The sequence below is a fragment of the Agromyces sp. NPDC029043 genome (genome assembly GCF_055564615.1).
The window spans coordinates 31511-49752 of sequence record NZ_JBVHVX010000020.1 but is presented as its reverse complement, the minus strand read 5'-3'; the positions used below and the strand labels follow the sequence as shown (position 1 = coordinate 49752).

Below are 18242 nucleotides of genomic sequence, written 5' to 3'. Positions count from 1 at the left end.
GGGATCCATAGTGCACAACAATGCAGGAGTGACGACTCCGGATTTCCCGACCGCGCCCGCCTTGTCCGATCTTCGACGACGCTCCAGCGCGAAATGGCAGACCTACCCCGACGATGTTCTCCCGATGTTCATCGCCGAGATGGACTTCAGCCTCGCACCGCCGGTGATCGATGCGATCGTCGCGCAGGCGCGCAGTTCCGACATCGGTTACGCCGCCGACGCCGGCCGGGTCGGGGAGGTGTTCAGCACCTTCGCCCGACGACGCTGGGGCTGGGAGTTCGACGCCGACGATGTGCGCCTCACCACCGACGTCAGCGTCGCCATCGTCGAGACGCTGCGCGTGGCGATAGAACCCGGCGACGGGGTCATCATCAATCCGCCGATCTACCCGCCGTTCTTCGAGTTGGTGCCCGAGGCGGGTGGTCGTGTCGTCGAGGTACCGCTGCTCGACGACGGCGCGTATCGTCTGGATCTCGGTGGCATCGAGTCCGCGCTCGCCGATGGCGCCAAGGCCGTATTACTGTGCAGCCCACACAATCCCGTGGGCCTGTGTCATCCGCGCGAAGACCTGGCACGGCTCGCCGATCTCGCGCTGCGGTACGGCGCGACGGTCGTCTCCGACGAGATCCACGCACCACTGGTCCACCACACCGCGGACTTCATCCCGTTCCTGGCCGTCGGCGATGCCGCCCGCCGCGTGGGTGTCGCACTCCACTCGGCGAGCAAGGGTTTCAACGTCGCCGGGGCCAAATGCGCGTTGATGATCGCCACCGATGAGCGCACCCGCGCGATGCTCGACCGCCAGCCCGAGGAGGTCGCCTACCGCACCAGCATCCTCGGACGCGCCGCCACCGAGGCCGCCTTCGAGCACGGCGACCTCTGGCTCGACACCGTCATCGGAGTCATCGATGAGAACCTGACACTCCTGGAATCGGCTCTGGCACAGCAGGTTCCGTCGGTGACGATGCGACGACCCGCCGCGTCGTATCTGGCCTGGCTCGACTTTCGGGCCACCGGACTCGGCGACAATCCCGGGCTCGCGCTGCTCGATGAGGCCAAGCTCGCCACCCACTACGGTCCCGCATTCGGCAAGCAGGGCAAGGGATTTGCACGCCTCAACGTCGCATGCGCACCTGAAGTGGTGGTGGAGGCGGTGGGCCGGATCGCGCGCGTCGTGCACGGTGCCGCCTGACACCTCGTCGCACACCCACCACTTGTGCGCAGACACACCGCCGTTTTGGTGGTGTGTACCTGCAAAAGTGGTGGGTGTGGTCTGCGCCGCTAGCGAATCCGCCGTGCCCGCAGAATCACGTCGTGCGTGTGATGCCCTCCGCCCGCCGCGATCCCGCGCTCCCGCGTCTCGTCGGTGACGATCTCCCAGTCCGGATCGTCGGCGATCCGCGCGGCTACGTCTCCGGGGAAGATGTAGGCGTCGGGATCGCGGCCGTGCGCGCGGATCCCCGTCGGCTCATGTGCGGACATCACCAGCGATCCGCCCGGCGCGACCGCTCCGAGCAACCGGGCGACGGTCGTCTCGTCGCCGGCCGCGATGGGGAAGTACTGCGCGGACACGAGGTCGAAGGTGCCGGGCGCGGGTACGTCGTCGGCGTACAGATCCACCTGTGCCCAGGTGATCGCGCCGGTGGTGTCCAGCGAGCGTGCCCGCTCGATCGCGACGCCCGAGATGTCGATGGCCACCACCGTCCAGCCCCGTGCGGCGAGCCAGCGTGCGTCGGCGCCTTCGCCGGAGCCCACGTCGAGTGCGGTGCCGGGTGTCAGCGCGCCGGCCTCTGCGATCAGCGCCGGATTGACGTTCGACGTCCACAGCCTGTCCGCCGAGCTGTACCGCTCATCCCACTCGGCGGCGGTGCCGGTGTCGCGGGCGGCGTTCGCCGCGGCGGTGGCGGCGAAGTCCTGATCGGAGTCGTGGTCCATGTGGCCGACGGTAGCGGTCACCCGCGCGCCCGGGCCATGACCTTGCGAACTCGGCAAGAATCCCCGCGTGGCCACCGATTGTCACACCCGCATGCGAACATATGTTCTATGCGAATCGATCGGGGCCCACGCAGTGAGTCGACGATCCTCCATGCCGATCTCGACTCGTTCTACGCGTCTGTCGAGCAGCGCGACAATCCGCATCTGCGCGGCCGTCCGGTGATCGTCGGCGGGGGAGTGGTCCTCGCCGCCAGCTATGAGGCCAAGGCCTTCGGCATCACCACGCCGATGCCCGGCCATCAGGCACGTGCGCTCTGCCCGCGCGCCGTCGTCGTGCGTCCCCGGTTCGACGCCTACACCGAGGCCAGCAAGGCGGTGTTCGAGATCTTCCGGGATACGACGCCACTGGTCGAGGGGATCTCCGTCGATGAGGCGTTTCTCGACGTCGCCGGGCTCGCCCGGTTGTCCGGTGAACCGGCGGCCATCGCCCATCGCCTGCGCGAGCGCGTTCGCGACGAGGTCGGCCTCCCCATCTCCGTCGGTGTGGCCCGCAACAAGTTCCTCGCGAAGGTCGCCTCCGCCGTGAGTAAACCCGACGGTCTGCTGGTCGTCCCCGCCGGTACCGAGCTCGCCTTCCTGCATCCGCTCCCGGTGCGGCGGTTGTGGGGTGTCGGCGCTGTCACCGAGGCCAAGCTGGCCGACGCGGGAGTCAGCACCGTCGGGGATCTCGCACGCATGGGGGAGCGCGGCTTGCGCCCCATCCTCGGCCCCGGCTCCGCCCGGCACCTGTTCGCCCTGTCGATGGCGACCGATCCGCGCCGCGTCGACGCCGGACGTCGTCGCGGGTCGATCGGGTCACAACGGGCACTCGGGCGCCGGCCGAAGGCACCGTTGGAGATCGAGGTGACGATCGTCGCGATCGTGGAGCGGCTCGCCAAACGACTGCGAACGGCCGAAAGGGTTTGTCGCACCGTTGTTTTGCGGCTGCGCTTCAATGACTTCAGCCGCGCGACCCGGTCGCGCACCCTGATCGAGGCGACCGACCGCACCGACGTCATCATGTCGACGGCGCGCGCCCTCCTCGACGATGCGATGCCCATGCTGCTCGACCGCGGCTGCAGTCTCGTCGGCCTCTCGCTGACCAACCTCGACGCCCACGACAGCATCCAACTGGCACTGCCGTTCGAGGCAGATCACTCCGAAGAACTCGACGTCGCCATGGATTCACTGCGCAACCGATTCGGCCGCGACGCCGTCACGCGTGCCGTCCTCATCAACCGTCATCACGGAGATGATGCGCCGATGCTGCCGGACTGATGCGGCGGACTGATCGCGTGCGCACCCTAGAGATCGACGGTCGGCACCAACGACAACGCGCGCACCGCAACGCTCACCGCCGGTCCGATCAGCAGCGCGAAGGCCACGGTGCCGATGCCCACCACGCCGCCGAGGAAGAACCCGATCACCAGCACGGTGCCCTCCACGGTCCACCGCGAGACGGCGATCGACCAGCCGAACCGACGATGCAGCCCGGTCATCAGGCCATCGCGCGGACCCGGCCCCATCCCGGCACCCAGGTAGAAGCCGCTGCCCAGGCCGACGACGGCGATGCCGCCGAACATCAGCGCCAGGTTCACCCACAGCGAGTCGAACTCCGGCATGAACCGCAGCGTCACGTCGATCGCGGTGCCGATCAGCGCCACGTTGGCCAGCGTCCCGAGACCGGGTTTCTGCCGCAACGGAATCCAGAGGACCAGCACGCACGCGCCGACGATGTTCGTCACGATCCCCACCGACAGGCCGGTCAGGTTGCCGATCCCCTGCGCGAACACCGTCCACGGTGAGTTGCCCAACCCCGTCACGACCAGCATCGCCTCGCCCGTACCGAACAACCACAGGCCGAGCACCAGCATCGCCGCGCGCCGCGGACCGGGGATCCATCGGCTGAGCTGCGGTGTGGGCGGAGTGGTCACGTCTCGCATCAGATCAGCGCGAACCCTCGGTGCGCAAACGGGTTTCGCGCGCGAAATGCGCGAAACGAGTCTTATGCGCCCAAGCGTGACTGTGACCTGCATTACCTCAACACTCGTCCTGTAACGGGAGTCATCCACATCACATCCCCGGCACCCGTCAGTTCGGACAAGCAGAAATGAGAAAGCAATGTTGGTAGCACTCGGCCTCGGAATGGTCGCGACCTTCATGGCGCTGATCATCACCAAACGCGCCACCCCCGTCGTGGCGCTCATCCTCGTACCCGTCGCCTTCGGACTCTTCGCCGGCGCCGGCCTCGACATCAGCGACATGATCAAGGACGGGATCAAAGAACTCGCACCCACCGCGGCGATGCTGTTCTTCGCCATCATCTTCTTCGGGATCATGATCGATGTCGGGCTCTTCGACCCCATCGTGCGGCGCGTGATCAGGATGGTCGGTCATGACCCGGCACGTCTCGTCGTGGGCACCGCGGTCCTCGCGATGGTCGTCTCCCTCGACGGCGACGGCTCCACCACGTTCATCATCATGACCGCCGCACTGCTGCCGCTCTACCTCAAGCTGGGCGTGAGCCCCGTTGTGCTGACCGTCGTCGCCGGCTTGGCCAACGGCACCATGAACATCCTGCCGTGGGGCGGACCCACCGCCCGCGCCGCCAGCGCACTGAAGATCGAGACCAACGACGTTTTCGTCCCGATGCTCCCGGCCCTCGGTGTCGCGCTGCTCATCGTCCTCGCATTCGCCTATCACCTCGGTGTGCTGGAGCGTCGTCGGATCGGTCAGCTCGAGATCAAGGATTCCCTGCTCGTCCCGTCCGAGGAGGTCCTCGTCGCCGCCGGTGGTGGCTCGGGCACCAGCACCCCGCCGACGTCGCGCCGATTCGGCCGCCGCAGCGGTTCGTCGGGCAGCGGGTCGGCCGGGTCGTCGACGAACGACGACGACCTGACCGCCACACGCGACCTCCCGCTCGGCGACTCGCAGCGCAACGGCCACGACGTGCACGTCGAGGAGTACAACGAGAACGGCGAGACGACCTTCACCGGCGTCCTCGATCCCAACCGGAAGACGCTGCGTCCCAAGCTGTTCTGGTTCAACGCCGCGCTGACCATCGCGCTGCTGGCCATCCTCGGCGCCGATATCGTCGCCATCCCGGTGCTGTTCATGATCTTCGCGGCCATCGCCCTGGCGGTGAACTTCCCGCACGTCAAGGATCAGCAGGAGGCCATCACCCGGCACAGCTCGAGCATCGTCTCGGTGGTCGCCATGGTTCTCGCCGCCGCGGTGCTGACCGGCGTCTTCAACGGCACCGGCATGGTCGACGCCATCGCGCACTGGCTGGCCGAGGGCATCCCGGATTCGATGGGTCCGCACATGGCCGTCATCGTCGGCCTGCTGTCCATCCCGCTCACCTTCCTGATGAGCAACGACGCCTTCTACTACGGTGTGCTGCCGGTGCTCTCGGAGACCGCGTCGCGCTATGGCATCGATCCCACCGAGATGGCCCGCGCATCCATCACCGGCCAGACCGTCCACATGCAGAGCCCGCTGGTCCCGGCGATCCTGCTGCTGGTGGCACTCGCCGGCGTCACCCTGGCCGATCATCACAAGAAGGTGCTCTGGCGAGCCGTTGTCGTCTCGCTGGCAATGCTCGTGACCGGAGTGCTGGTCGGAGCGATTCCGTTCTGATCGATGCTCCCGCGACCTAACCTGGGTGGCATGCGATTACGGACGCAGGTGCTGCTCCTGCAGCTGGCCGTGATCGCACTGAGCCTCGGTGCCGGGTTCGGCCTGGTGATCGCCGGAGCCGACGACCGGGTCCGGGATGAATACGCACAGCGGGCGCTGGCCATCGCACAGTCGGTGGCCAGCGCCCCTGGCGTGCGTCAGGCGGTCGCCGCCCAAGCGGGCACCACCCTCGACCCGGCCACCCTCGCCGCCGGCGTCCTGCAGGCCGAGGCCAACGCCGTGGCGCGACGGACCGGAGCGCTGTTCGTGGTGATCGGCAACCGCGACGGCATCCGCCTCGCGCACCCGGAGGACGAGGAACTCGGCAAACACGTCTCCACCGACCCGACACGCGTGCTCGCCGGGCAGGTCGACGTCACCACCGATCGCGGCACCCTCGGCGAATCGGTCCGCGCCAAGGTTCCGGTCTTCGGCGGAATCGGATCGTCGGGTCCCGTCGTCGGATTCGTCAGTGTCGGCGTCTCCACGCAGAAGCTGGCCGACGACACTCGTCGCGACATGATCGCCACCGCCCTGATCGGGGCGGCCGCGTTGGGTGTCGGCGCCGTCGGCTCGGTCCTGTTGGCGCGACGCTGGCGCCGACTCACGCTCGGACTCGAACCCGACGAACTCACCGAACTCGTCCGCGAACAGCGTGCGGTGTTGCATTCGATGGCCGACGGCGTGGTCGCCGTCGACCCCGACGGCACCATGCGCATCATCAACGATCACGCCCGCACACTCCTCGACATCGACGCCCCGATCGGCACCCACATCGACGACATCGGCCTCACCCCGCGCATCGCCGACGTCCTGGCCGTGCCCACCGCGAATCCGGTTGCCGCCACCGTCGACGACCGTGTCGTCCTGGTCAGCTCCCATCGCGTCGCGGCCGACGGCCGCGATCTGGGCATGGTGCTGCAGGTCATCGACCGCACCGACGTGGAAAGGCTTACCCGCGAAGTGGATTCGATCCGAACCATGAGCTCCGCGCTGCGCGCGCAACGACACGAGACGGCCAACCGCTTCCACGTGCTCGGCGGACTGCTGCGCCACGGGCACTCCGACGCCGCGCTCGCCTACCTCGACGAACTCACCGGCGCGAACGGCGCCGAGTCCAGCCTCGCCGGGCTCGAGAACATCGCCGAACCACACCTGCACGCATTCCTCGACGCCAAGTCCAGCCTCGCCCGGGAACGGGCCGTCACCCTGCGCCTCGGCAGCCAAACCTGGGTCACCGGAACTCTTCTCGATCCCGTCGTCGCCACCACCGTCATCGGGAACCTCGTCGACAACGCGATTGATGCGGCCTCCGTACCGGGAGAAGGCGGCACCGTGGAGGTCGAACTCCTCTCCGACGGCGACACGCTGTTCGTCACCGTCGCCGACTCCGGGCCCGGCATCGTCTTCGACGACCCGGACCGCATCTTCGCCGACGGCGAGACCACCAAGGTCGACGCCGCGGTACCCGGCGGACGCGGCCTCGGGTTGGCCATCGCCCGCCGGATCGCCCGCCGCATCGGCGGCGACATCACCATCGGTGATCCGGGCCGAAACCCGCAGCCGGACAACGAACTCGGCGGTGCGATCCTCATCGCACGGCTGCCCGGGATATTGTCCCCGGAGACGGACACGGACGGAGCAGGCGGATGACCGACCTGGGCGTACTCATCGTCGACGACGATTTCCGCGTCGCCGCACTCCACTCGGCGATCGTCGACGCCGTGCGCGGCTTCCGGGTCGTCGCGCGCGCCGGTTCGGTTGCGGCCGCACGAGAGGCCATCGCCGATCATCCCGAGGTCGACCTCGCCCTGCTCGACGTTTATCTTCCCGACGGATCGGGCATCGACCTCATCTCCGAGTTGCCCTGCGACTGCTTCATCGTCGGAGCCGAAACCGACGCCGCCGCCGTGCGCAAGGCCACGCGAGCAGGTGCGTTGGCATACCTCATCAAGCCGTTCGAGGACACCGATCTCGCTCGGCGCCTCGGCGGCTATGCGCAGTACCGACGCGTGCTCGACGCAGATGCCGTCGATCAGTCCGCCGTCGACAATGCTTTGTCCGCGTTACGTTTCGGCACGCGACAGGCCGAGCGGAGCGAGGCCGGCTCCCCCACCGAACAGCGCATCCTGGAGTTGTTCGTCGGTGACGAGCGACTCATGGCCGACGAGGTCTCCGACGCTGTCGGTATCTCCGCGCCGACGGCTCGCCGTCACCTCGCGAATCTCGTCGCCGCCGGCAGGCTCGAGATGTCGCTGAAGTATGGCACCACCGGCCGCCCCCGACAGGAATACCGTCGCACCACCTGAGGAGACACACATGACCTACGCCGATACCGACCTCGACGCCGATCTGCGGTGGTGGGCCGCCGCGAACTACCTCACCGTCGCGCAGATCTATCTGCAGGACAATGTCCTGCTCACCGAACCACTCGCGGTGGAGCACATCAAACCCCGACTCCTCGGACACTGGGGTACCAGCCCGGGCCTGTCCGCGATCTACACGGTGCTCAACCGGGTGATCCGGGAGACCGACTCGGACTGGCTCTACATCACCGGTCCGGGCCACGGCGGGCCGGCATTGGTCGCGAATGTGTACCTCGAGGGCACCTACACCGAGATCTACCCGCACATCACCCGCGACGCCGCTGGCGTCCGGCGGCTGTGCCGCCAATTCTCCACTCCCGGAGGCATTCCCAGCCATGTGAGCGTACAGACGCCAGGGTCCATCCATGAGGGAGGTGAGCTCGGGTACGCGCTCGTGCACGCCGCCGGCGCCGCCTTCGACAACCCGGATCTCGTCGTCGCGTGCGTCGTCGGTGATGGAGAAGCCGAGACCGGTCCGCTCTCCGGATCCTGGAAGATCCCCGCCTTCCTCAACGCCGCACGCGACGGCGCCGTCCTGCCGATCCTGCACCTCAACGGCGCCAAGATCGCCGGGCCCACCGTGCTCGCCCGCAGCACCGACGAGGAGGTCGGCGATTATCTGCGTGGCCAGGGGTGGCTCCCCATCTTCGTCGAGGGGACCGATCCGCACGAGGTGTTCCCGGCGCTCAAGGAATCAATCGAGGGCGCGCACAACATGATTCGTGACATCCAGGGCGAGGCACGCGCCGGTGGCCTCACGCCCAACACGCGCTGGCCGGCCATCGTGCTGCGCACGCCGAAGGGATGGACCGGTCCGCACGAAGTCGACGGCAAACTCATCGAAGGCACCCACTGGGCACATCAGGTGCCGCTGTCGGGAGTCCGCGAGAACCCCGAACACCTCGCCATCCTGGAACGCTGGCTGCGGTCCTACGACCCCGACGAGATCTTCGACGACGCCGGCACCGTCGTCGATGACATCGCGAGCCTGGCACCCGAGGGCGACAAACGGATGGGTGCCACGCCGCACGCCAACGGCGGCAGACTCCTCACCCCCCTCAAGCTGCCGCCCATTGCGCGTTACGCCCTCGAGGTCGACAAACCCGGCGCCACCATCCACGAGACGACCCGCGTCCTCGGCGAGTACATGCGCGACATCTACACCGAGAACGCCACCCCCGACGACGGCGGCAGCTTCCGCCTCTTCTGCCCCGACGAGACGTCGAGCAACCGGCTCGGCGCGGTCTTCGAGGCAACCGACCGCTGCTGGCAGCTGCCCAGCACCGACTACGACGACGGACTCTCCGCGTCGGGCAGGGTGATGGAGGTCCTCAGCGAGCACCTCTGCCAGGGGTGGCTGGAGGGCTACCTCCTCAGCGGCCGCCACGGACTCTTCGCCACCTATGAGGCGTTCGCCATGGTGAGCGCGTCCATGGTCATCCAGCACACCAAGTGGCTCCAGCACGCGGGCACCCTCGATTGGCGGGAACCCGTTGCGTCACTGAACATTCTGCTGACCTCGACGTGTTGGCGCAATGATCACAACGGCTTCTCCCACCAGGGTCCCGGACTCATCGACGCGGTGCTGCCGCTCGCGCCGGGCGTCGTGCGGGTGTGGTTGCCGCCGGATTCCAACTCGTTGCTCTCGATCTCCGAGCACTGCTTCCGCAGCCGCGATCACGTCAACCTGATCGTCGTCGACAAGCAGCCGCACCTGCAGTATCTGTCGCTGGAGGAGGCCAACGATCAGGCCGCGGCCGGATCGTCGATCTGGGAGTGGGCGGGGACCGAGGGGGACAGCGAGGATGATCCCGACATCGTCCTCGCCGCCGCCGGTGACGTGCCGACGCAGGAGATCCTCGCGGCCGCGCAGTTGCTGCGCGAGTGGACGCCGTATCTGCGGGTGCGGGTCGTCAACGTGATGGATCTGATGGCGTTGCTCCCGGGTAACGATCATCCGCACGGCATGACCGACGACGAGTTCGTCGACCTGTTCACCCTCACCGGCCACGTCGTCTTCGCCTTCCACGGGTACCCGCGCGCGGTGCATCAACTGCTGCACGGGCGCCCCGACGCCGACCGCTTCCACGTTCGCGGATTCTCCGAACAGGGCACCACGACGACACCCTTCGACATGGTGGTCCTCAACACCATGAGCCGCTATCACCTGGTGTTGGAGGCGTTGCGCCGCGCCCGACGAGTCCCCGAACGCAGCGACGAACTCGCCGAGTTCTGCCACCGCCAGCTGGCCCGCCACCACGAGTACGTGCGCGAACACTTCGAGGATCTCCCCGAGATCCGCGACTGGACCTGGTCCTGAGCGCTGCGCCGCAAAGAGGATGTCGCAAAACGGGATGTCCCAGAAATAAATCCGACGACCCGAAAGGTTGACCCGGCCATGATGCCGCGCCGCCTGCACCGTGCCGCCGAGTTCGTGCGTACGGAGTCGGGCAGTGCCGCACTCCTCGTCGCGGTCTCGGTGATCGCCCTGATCTGGGCGAACTCGCCGTTCTCGGAGAGCTACACCGCGCTGTGGCACACCGATGTCGCTCTCACCTTCGGGTCGCACGGCATCGACATGAGCCTGCATCACTGGATCAACGACGGCCTGATGGTGGTGTTCTTCTTCCTCATCGGCCTCGAGGTGCGCCAGGAGTTCGCCGTCGGGTCCCTACGGGATCGACGACGCGCCCTGGTCCCGTTGGTGGCCGGCGTCGCCGGCGTCATCGCGCCCGCCCTGATCTACCTCGCCATCGCCGGCCCCGACGCCGCACGCGGCTGGGGTGTGGTGGTCGGCACCGACACGGCGTTCCTGCTCGGCATGCTCGCGATCGTCGGACCGGCGATGTCCAATCAGCTCCGCTTCTTCCTGCTGACGCTGACCGTCGTCGACGACTTTCTCGCCGTCTCCATCATCGGTGTGGTCTACACCGAGAACCTGCGCATCGGGCCCCTCATCGTCGCGCTGGTGTCGCTGGTCGGCCTCTGGCTGCTGAGCCGAACCTCCGAATGGCGCAGTGCGCCCTACGTCGTCCTCGTGCTGATCCTGTGGGTCGCGACCCTGAAGTCCGGTATCCATCCGTCGCTGGCGGGTATGGCCGCCGGGCTTCTGGTGCCCGCGTTCCACACTCAGCGCGGCAGCGTCGAGACGGCCAAATCGTTGTTCCGCGATTACTGGCAGTCGCCGCAGGCCGCCGTCGCCCGGTCCGCGCGACGCGGTCTGGCGCGCTCGATTTCGGTGAATGAGCGTCTCCACGACGTGCTGCGCGGTCCGGTGTCGCTCGTTGTGGTCCCGATCTTCGCGCTGGCCAACGCGGGCATCGATCTGCGCGGCGGTGTCCTGGGCGCATCCTTCGCGTCGACCATCACCTGGGGCGTGGTGGCCGGACTCGTCCTCGGCAAGTTCGTCGGTATCTCGTTGGGTACCTGGGGGGCCATCAAACTCGGCCTCGGTCGGCTGCCGGACGGTGTCGGCAGAGGCAGTGTCCTCGGCGGTGCCGCCCTCTCGGGCATCGGATTCACCGTGTCGCTGTTGATCATCGGCCTGGCCTTCGACGACCCGAGGCAGGCCGGTGAGGCGACGGTGGGCGTGCTGCTGGCGATGGTGCTCGCGGCACTGCTCGGATGGTCCGTCTTCACGCGGGCGCGCGTCAAGTGGGGCGAGACCTCCGCCGATCTCCCGGTCACGTTGACGCCGGTGGTCAACCCGACCATCGATCACGTCCGTGGACCCGACGACGCCGAGCTCACCGTCGTCGAGTATCTCGATTTCGAGTGCCCCTTCTGCGCCCGCGCCACCGGCATGTGGCACGACGTGGCGCGGCACTTCGGTGACCGCGTCCGCTACGTCGTGCGACACCTGCCTCTGGAGGACAGCCACCCGCACGCCCTGCTCGCGGCCATTGCCGCGGAAGCGGCTGCGGCGCAGGGGAAGTTCTGGGAGATGCACGACGTCCTGTTCAATCATCAGGCCGAGCTGGAAGCCGACCATCTCATCGCGTACGCGGAGGATCTCGATCTCGACGTCGAACGGTTCATCGCCGACATGGACAGCGCCGATCTCGCCGACCGTGTCGCGCTGCATGCCCAGAGCGCGCAGGACAGCGGCGCCCGCGGCACCCCGACGTTCTTCCTCAACGGCACCCGGCATCGCGGTCCCCATGACGCGCGCACGCTGATCGCCGCACTGGAGGAGCAGGCAGATGCGGTGTCGGCGACGCGTCGACGGTCCTGACGGGCGCGGTGGCCGCCGCACCAGACGAGGACCGGACGCACATCCGCCCCGACGAAGTTCCGGACCTTGCGGCGCCGGCTCGGTCACACGATTATGGTGGTCGGCATGACGCTGAACGTGGACGCCGCGAATCCCGACCTGATCACCGTGGACGTGCCGACGCACTGGTACAACCTCGCCGCCGAGCTCGACACCCCGATTCCCCCGCACCTGCACCCGGGCACCAAGGAGCCGGTCGGTCCGGAGGATCTCGCCGCGCTGTTCCCCGCCGGCCTGATCGCGCAGGAGGTCTCCGCCGAGCCGTACATCGAGATTCCCGAACCCGTCCGGGAGATCTACCGCATGTGGCGGCCCTCGCCCCTGATCCGTGCCCGCCGATTCGAGCAGGCGCTCAACACCAAGGCCCGTATCTACGTCAAGTACGAAGGCGTCAGTCCCGTCGGCAGCCACAAGACCAACTCGGCTGTGGCGCAGGCGTATTACAACCATCTCGACGGCGTGAAGCGGCTCACCACGGAAACCGGTGCGGGCCAGTGGGGTAGCGCGCTGGCCTTCGCCGGCGCCCAGTTCGACATCGACGTCGAGGTGTGGCAGGTCCGTGCGTCCTACGACTCGAAGCCCTACCGCGGTTTCCTGATCCGCACCTACGGCGGCACGCTGCACCCGAGTCCGTCGGATCTCACCGAGTCCGGCCGCGCCATGCTCGCCAAGGATCCCACCACCACCGGCAGCCTCGGTATGGCGGTCAGCGAGGCCGTGGAGGTGGCCGCCGGCGACCCGGACACCCGCTACGCGCTGGGTTCGGTGCTCAATCATGTCGTGTTGCATCAGAGCGTCATCGGTCAGGAAGCCGTCGATCAGTTGTACGCGGTGGAATCCGGCGCCGACGTCGTCTTCGGTTGTGCCGGTGGCGGTTCCAACCTCGGTGGGCTGGCCTTCCCGTTCCTGCGGGAGAAGATCCACGGCCGGTCCAACCCGAGAATCGTCGCCGCCGAGCCCGCGGCCTGCCCGTCGATCACCGAGGGCGAGTACCGCTATGACCACGGCGACGTCGCGGGTCTCACCCCGCTGCTGAAGATGCACACACTCGGCATGGATTTCGTCCCCGATCCGATCCACGCCGGTGGCCTCCGCTATCACGGCATGGCGCCCGCGCTCAGCCACACCGTCGAACTGGGCTTCGTCGAGGGCACGGCGATCAACCAGCACGACGCGTTCTCGGCCGGGGTGCAGTTCGCCCGCACGCAGGGCATCGTCCCCGCTCCCGAGTCCACCCACGCCATCGCCGCCTGCGCCAAGCACGTCGCCGACTCCGACAAGGAAGAGGTCGTGGTGATCGGCCTGTCCGGGCACGGTCAGCTCGATCTGCCGGCCTACGCGGAGTTCATCGACGGCAAGTTCTGAGCGGGCCGCACCGTCGATGCGCACCGTCGGCGTCGATCTCGCCGCATCGCCGAAGCACACCGCGGTGGCGGTCATCGAGTGGTCGTCCAGCGAGGCACGCCTCGTCGACCTGATCATGCCGGCCGACGACGCGTGCATCGTCGAGATGGTCGCGGGTGCGGACAGGATCGGCGTCGACGCCCCGTTCGGCTGGCCGGACGAATTCGTGGAATTCGTTGTCGCACAACACCGCGGCGAGCTACCCGCGGGCCGGCACCTCGACGACATCGATCACCGGCGCCCGCTGGCCTTGCGCCTCACCGACAGGGTCGTCGTCGAGAACGGTTGGGGTCGGCCGCTGAGTGTGTCCGCCGATCAGATCGCGCACGTGGCGTTCCGCGCGGCGGGACTGATCGCGGATATCGCCGTCGACGATCGCGTCGATGGATGGGCCGTGGAGGCGTATCCGGCTGCGGCACTGCGACACTGGGGGCTGACATCACGCGGGTACAAAGGGTCGTCGAACCGCGGGCGGCTCACTCAACTGGTCGACGACCTCACGGAGAAGGCTCCGTGGCTCGATCTGTCGGGTTTCCGGGAACACCTCACATCAGACGACAACGCCTTCGACGCGGTGATCACCGCGTTGATCGCGCGAGCGTCAGCACTCGGACTGACCCACCCTCCCGCAGCGCCGCAGCGTCCGATAGCACTGCGGGAGGGGTGGATTCACGTCCCGATCGGTGATCTGTCCGCACTGCTCACGGGGCGTTCTGATCGGCCTTCGTGAGGATCATGTACTGCGCGGAGATCTTCTTGTACGTCCACGAGCAACCCGGCCCGACCTGGGGTGAACGTCTGTATCAGCGACGATCGAGGATGATCTTCACGAAGGTACGGCCGTCGTAGAAGCCCCAGGCGCGATGTGCGCGGTCGTAGCGGGGGGTCACGCGGTGGCCGCGGTAGTTGAACGGGCGCAGGTTCGGGCGGTGGATCGTGATGACCCGGTCGCGTCCGGCGTTGTTGTTCTGCTGCCGCTGCTGGTTCTGGTTCTGGTTCTGGTTTTGGTTCTGCGGTTGCTGCTGGCTCTGCTGCTGGCCGGGCGCCGCGGCGGACGCGGTACCCGCGCTGACGCCGATGCCGGCGGCCGCGGCGGTCAGTGCGCCGGCGGCGAGTACACCGGCGGTGAAACGGCGGCTGCGAGAGATGGTGGTGGTCGACATTGACGTCTCCTCATGTTCGGCCGGACCCGGGGGAAGGTCCTGACGCGCACTCGGCGCGGTGAACATGAAACTAGGGAGGAAACCTTCGAGCGTCGTACGCCCCCGCTGTACGTCGACTGTGAGGTGCCGCCGGAAATAAGTGCGGTCTATGAGCACCGCCGCGTAGATAATCTCCGCGACGCTCCCCAGGGACCGTACTTATTTCCCGGCGGCGGCGAGAGCTCAGTCGAGATCGTGGCGCATCAGCACCCGGGGGAACCGGTTGAGGACCGAGTCGGTGTCGGTCACATACGTGAAGCCACCGTCCTCGAACATCTTCCGGGTGCCGACGTAGGCCATCGTGAGATCGACCTTCGCGCCGTCGTTGTCGACCGGATACGCCTCCAGCGCCGGTGCACCGTTATCCCGCGCGTACTGCACCGCGCCGTCGACGAGATGATGCGCAATGCCCTGCTTGCGATGCCCGGGCCGCACCCGGATACACCAGACACTCCACACGTCGAGATCGTCGACGTGCGGGATCTTCCGGTTTGTCGCGAAGGTCGTGTCCCTGCGCGGCGAGACCGCCGCCCAGCCGACCACCTCGTCGGCGTCGTCGTAGACGAGGATGCCCATCGGAATTCCGCTGTCGCACAACTCTTTGACGTACGCACCACGTTCCTGCCGGTGCAGCGACTGATTGAGTTTGCCCGGAATCCGGTAGCTGAGGCACCAGCACACGTTGGAGTCGGGCTTCTTCGGCCCGAGCATCGTCGCGATGTCGTCGAAGTCCGTCGCGGGCCGCATGGTGAACGCCATGCCTCCACGATGACCGCGGATCCGCTGCGCTTCAACTGTCAGGTTCGGTCCGCAATATGCGCGTTCGGTAGAGTGCGACCATGAGCGAGGTCACCGAAGTCACCGTCGTCGAGGTGTCGCCGCGCGATGGATTGCAGAACGAGTCCGTGCGGCTGACGACCGATCAGAAGCGCGAATTGATCTCCCGCTCAGTCGGTTTCGGCGCGCGTCGCATCGAGGTATCCAGCTTCGTGCACCCGGGGAGGGTGCCGGCCGTGGCCGACGCCGACGACCTGTTCGCCCTCCTGCCCGACGACGACATCGCCTACAGTGTACTGATCCTCAACGAACGTGGCCTCGACCGTGCTCGTGCCGCCGGCGTCCGCGAGATCAACGCCGTTGTGCACTGCACCGATACGTTCAGCAACCGGAATCAGGGTACCGACATCGCCGGCGGTATCGAGATCTGGAAGAACATCGCGCGCACCGCACGGGAGGCTGGCATCACCGCGAACCTCACGATCGCGGTGGCCTTCGGCTGCCCCTTCGAGGGTGAGGTGCCGGTCGACGTCTTACGCAAGGTGCTCGACGGCGTCCTGTCCGAGCCGCCGACCGAGCTGTCGCTGGCCGACACCATCGGCGTCGGGGTGCCCATCGACGTACGGGAGCGCTTCGCGGTCGCCGCGGAGATGGTCCCCGCGGGCACCGCCCTGCGCGCGCACTTCCACGACACCCGGGCACTGGGCATCGCAAATGCCCTGACCGCGGTCGAGTCCGGAGTCACCATCCTCGATTCGAGCCTCGGCGGGATCGGCGGATGTCCGTTCGCCCCGGGAGCGACCGGGAACATCGCGACCGAGGATCTCGCGTATGCGCTGGGGCGCTCCGGCGTGACGCACGGACTCGACGTCGATGCGCTGATGGATGCGGGACAGTGGCTCGAGGAACTGTTCGGTCGGCGCCTCCCGGCGTCTGTGCTGCACTCGGGTGGATTCCCGAGCACGGCACCGTAGCGCGAACCCCAATTTCCGCCCTCCTCAGCGAGTTCACTTTCGTATACCGACCCGAGGCTCCTCGGCTGGGTGGTTTTTGGGGTGGGGGGTTGGTGCTTCGCACTCGTCTGCGGGGTCGGAGCTCCTCCTACGGGCGGATTGTGGGTGACCTCCAGCGAGCCCCGGCTAACCCAGCAGCTTCTTCTGCACCTTGCCCATGGCGTTGCGGGGCAGCGCATCGACGAAGCGAATCTCTCTGGGGCGCTTGTGATGTGACAGCTCACCGGCGACCAGCTCGATCAGCTCGGCTTCCTCGGCGCCGTCGCACACGACAAACGCGACGATGCGCTGCCCGAGATCGGCATCCGGGACACCGATCACCGCCGCCTCGCTCACCGCTGCGTGCCCGAGGAGCACTGTCTCGATCTCGCCCGCGCCGATCCGGTAGCCCCCGGACTTGATCAGATCGGTGGCCTTGCGTCCGACGATCCGGTGCATACCGTCCGCATCGATCACCGCCACGTCCCCGGTCGCGAACCAGCCGTCGCCGACCCACGATTCGGTGGTGGCCTCAGGGCGATTGAGGTACTCCGTGGCGACCATCGGCCCGCGGACCTGCAGATCCCCGACGCTCTCACCGTCGTGAGGAACCTCGGAATCGTCGTCGCGCAATCGGGTTTCGACGCCGCGCACGGGGAGCCCGACCCAACCGGGGCGGCGTTCACCGTCGGCGCGGGTGCTGACGGTGATCAGGGTTTCGGTCATCCCATAGCGTTCGACGATCTCGTGGCCGGTGAGGCGCCGGATGTCGTCGAACACCGGGACCGGCAACGGCGCACTCCCGGATACCAGCAGTCGTGCTGACGAAAGCTGCTGCGCCGAAACAGGATCGGCAGCGATGCGGGTCCACACGGTGGGGACGCCGAAGAACATCGTCGCGCCGGCGCGCGCGGCTTCCGCGTAACGCTCGGGGGTGGGTTTCTGCGTATGGATCAACGCGCCGCCCCGCCGCAGCGGTCCCAGCACGCCGAGGATCAACCCGTGCACATGGAACAGTGGAAGTCCTTGTGCCAGAACGTCCTTCGAGGTCCACTCCCACGCCTCGGCCAGCGCGTCCAACCCGGCGGCGATGGCACCGCGGGTGATGGGCACACCCTTGGGTAAGCCGGTCGTCCCGGAGGTGTAGAGGATCAGGGCCGTCGACGACGACGGTGGCTCCGGATGTCGGTGCCATGACTTCGCATAGCGCCGCACCGGGATCACCGGCAGCACCGGGACGGTGGTCTCGGCGGCCTCGCTGCCCCGCCCGGCTCCCGGCGCCGCGCCCAGCCACGCCTGGGCACCCGAGTCGCGCAGGATGTGCTCCACCTCGCGCTTGCCCGAATCCGGCGGCACCGGCACCACGGTGACGCCGGCGATCAATCCGCCGAGCACCGCGAGCACCGTCTCCGTCGTCGGGTGAGCGAGCACGGCCACCACGTGCGCGCCGAGGATCCGTTCGGCCACGGCGGTGGCCACACCCACCACGTCCTCGCGGGTCAACGTGTCGTCGCCGATGGTCACGGCGTCGTCGGACAGGTCAGGGGCGGCGGGTGTCAGCGTCGGGAACAGCACG

The 18242-nt window shown here is 67.6% G+C and carries 15 protein-coding genes; 10 read left to right on the top strand and 5 right to left on the bottom strand.

Annotated elements, in window-relative coordinates; translation table 11 throughout:
* The first annotated feature begins 28 nt into the window (after positions 1 to 28).
* A complete protein-coding gene (locus ACZ4TW_RS19725) occupies positions 29 to 1192 on the top strand; it encodes a MalY/PatB family protein (RefSeq protein WP_465545550.1) in 1164 nt (387 codons plus the stop codon).
* Between the two features lie 89 nt (positions 1193 to 1281).
* Here the strand turns inward: ACZ4TW_RS19725 and ACZ4TW_RS19720 are convergent, their stop codons facing one another.
* A complete protein-coding gene (locus tag ACZ4TW_RS19720; protein WP_465545549.1) occupies positions 1282 to 1935 on the bottom strand; it encodes a class I SAM-dependent methyltransferase in 654 nt (217 codons plus the stop codon).
* 108 nt (positions 1936 to 2043) lie between these two features.
* Here ACZ4TW_RS19720 and dinB point away from each other — a divergent pair, with 108 nt between their 5' ends.
* Complete coding sequence (gene dinB / locus ACZ4TW_RS19715; RefSeq protein WP_465545547.1) at positions 2044 to 3252, top strand: DNA polymerase IV; 1209 nt, start codon at positions 2044 to 2046, stop codon at positions 3250 to 3252.
* Between the two features lie 26 nt (positions 3253 to 3278).
* Here the strand turns inward: dinB and yczE are convergent, their stop codons facing one another.
* Positions 3279 to 3848 carry a membrane protein YczE gene (gene yczE, locus ACZ4TW_RS19710; protein ID WP_465545545.1) on the bottom strand — a complete coding sequence of 190 codons (570 nt, stop codon included), beginning with the start codon at positions 3846 to 3848 and terminating at the stop codon, positions 3279 to 3281.
* Between the two features lie 247 nt (positions 3849 to 4095).
* On the opposite strand from yczE, the gene ACZ4TW_RS19705 reads away from it, so the two are divergent.
* The 7 genes from ACZ4TW_RS19705 to ACZ4TW_RS19675 all read left to right on the top strand — a co-directional run bounded on the left by ACZ4TW_RS19705 (position 4096) and on the right by ACZ4TW_RS19675 (position 14425).
* Positions 4096 to 5613 (top strand): CitMHS family transporter, encoded by a 1518-nt coding sequence (locus ACZ4TW_RS19705; RefSeq protein WP_465545543.1) that lies wholly within the window; start codon positions 4096 to 4098, stop codon positions 5611 to 5613.
* A gap of 30 nt (positions 5614 to 5643) precedes the next feature.
* Positions 5644 to 7305: a sensor histidine kinase gene (locus ACZ4TW_RS19700; RefSeq protein ID WP_465545542.1), complete on the top strand. Its 1662-nt coding sequence runs from the start codon at positions 5644 to 5646 to the stop codon at positions 7303 to 7305.
* Complete coding sequence (locus ACZ4TW_RS19695) at positions 7302 to 7961, top strand: response regulator (RefSeq protein WP_465545540.1); 660 nt, start codon at positions 7302 to 7304, stop codon at positions 7959 to 7961. Before ACZ4TW_RS19700 ends, ACZ4TW_RS19695 begins: the two co-directional genes overlap by 4 nt.
* Positions 7962 to 7971: 10 nt before the next feature.
* Complete coding sequence (locus tag ACZ4TW_RS19690) at positions 7972 to 10338, top strand: phosphoketolase family protein (protein WP_465545538.1); 2367 nt, start codon at positions 7972 to 7974, stop codon at positions 10336 to 10338.
* A gap of 78 nt (positions 10339 to 10416) precedes the next feature.
* Positions 10417 to 12252 (top strand): Na+/H+ antiporter NhaA, encoded by a 1836-nt coding sequence (nhaA, locus tag ACZ4TW_RS19685; protein ID WP_465545536.1) that lies wholly within the window; start codon positions 10417 to 10419, stop codon positions 12250 to 12252.
* 105 nt (positions 12253 to 12357) lie between these two features.
* The gene (locus ACZ4TW_RS19680) at positions 12358 to 13656 is read left to right on the top strand and encodes a TrpB-like pyridoxal phosphate-dependent enzyme (RefSeq protein WP_465545534.1); all 1299 of its coding nucleotides are present in this window, start codon (positions 12358 to 12360) and stop codon (positions 13654 to 13656) included.
* Positions 13657 to 13672: 16 nt separating this feature from the next.
* The gene (locus tag ACZ4TW_RS19675) at positions 13673 to 14425 is read left to right on the top strand and encodes a DUF429 domain-containing protein (RefSeq protein ID WP_465545532.1); all 753 of its coding nucleotides are present in this window, start codon (positions 13673 to 13675) and stop codon (positions 14423 to 14425) included.
* Positions 14426 to 14498: 73 nt separating this feature from the next.
* Here the strand turns inward: ACZ4TW_RS19675 and ACZ4TW_RS19670 are convergent, their stop codons facing one another.
* Together ACZ4TW_RS19670 and ACZ4TW_RS19665 are read right to left on the bottom strand one after the other, a co-directional pair.
* A complete protein-coding gene (locus tag ACZ4TW_RS19670; protein WP_465545530.1) occupies positions 14499 to 14858 on the bottom strand; it encodes a hypothetical protein in 360 nt (119 codons plus the stop codon).
* Between the two features lie 222 nt (positions 14859 to 15080).
* Complete coding sequence (locus ACZ4TW_RS19665; protein WP_465545528.1) at positions 15081 to 15656, bottom strand: GNAT family N-acetyltransferase; 576 nt, start codon at positions 15654 to 15656, stop codon at positions 15081 to 15083.
* Positions 15657 to 15736: 80 nt separating this feature from the next.
* Between ACZ4TW_RS19665 and ACZ4TW_RS19660 the strand changes: the two genes are divergently transcribed.
* Entirely contained in the window at positions 15737 to 16648 is a 912-nt protein-coding gene (locus tag ACZ4TW_RS19660; RefSeq protein WP_465545526.1) for a hydroxymethylglutaryl-CoA lyase, read from the top strand.
* A 165-nt stretch (positions 16649 to 16813) separates the two neighbouring features.
* On the opposite strand, the gene ACZ4TW_RS19655 is transcribed toward ACZ4TW_RS19660, so the two are convergent.
* The gene (locus tag ACZ4TW_RS19655) at positions 16814 to 18241 is read right to left on the bottom strand and encodes an acyl-CoA synthetase (RefSeq protein ID WP_465545524.1); all 1428 of its coding nucleotides are present in this window, start codon (positions 18239 to 18241) and stop codon (positions 16814 to 16816) included.
* Between the last annotated feature and the right edge of the window lies 1 nt (position 18242).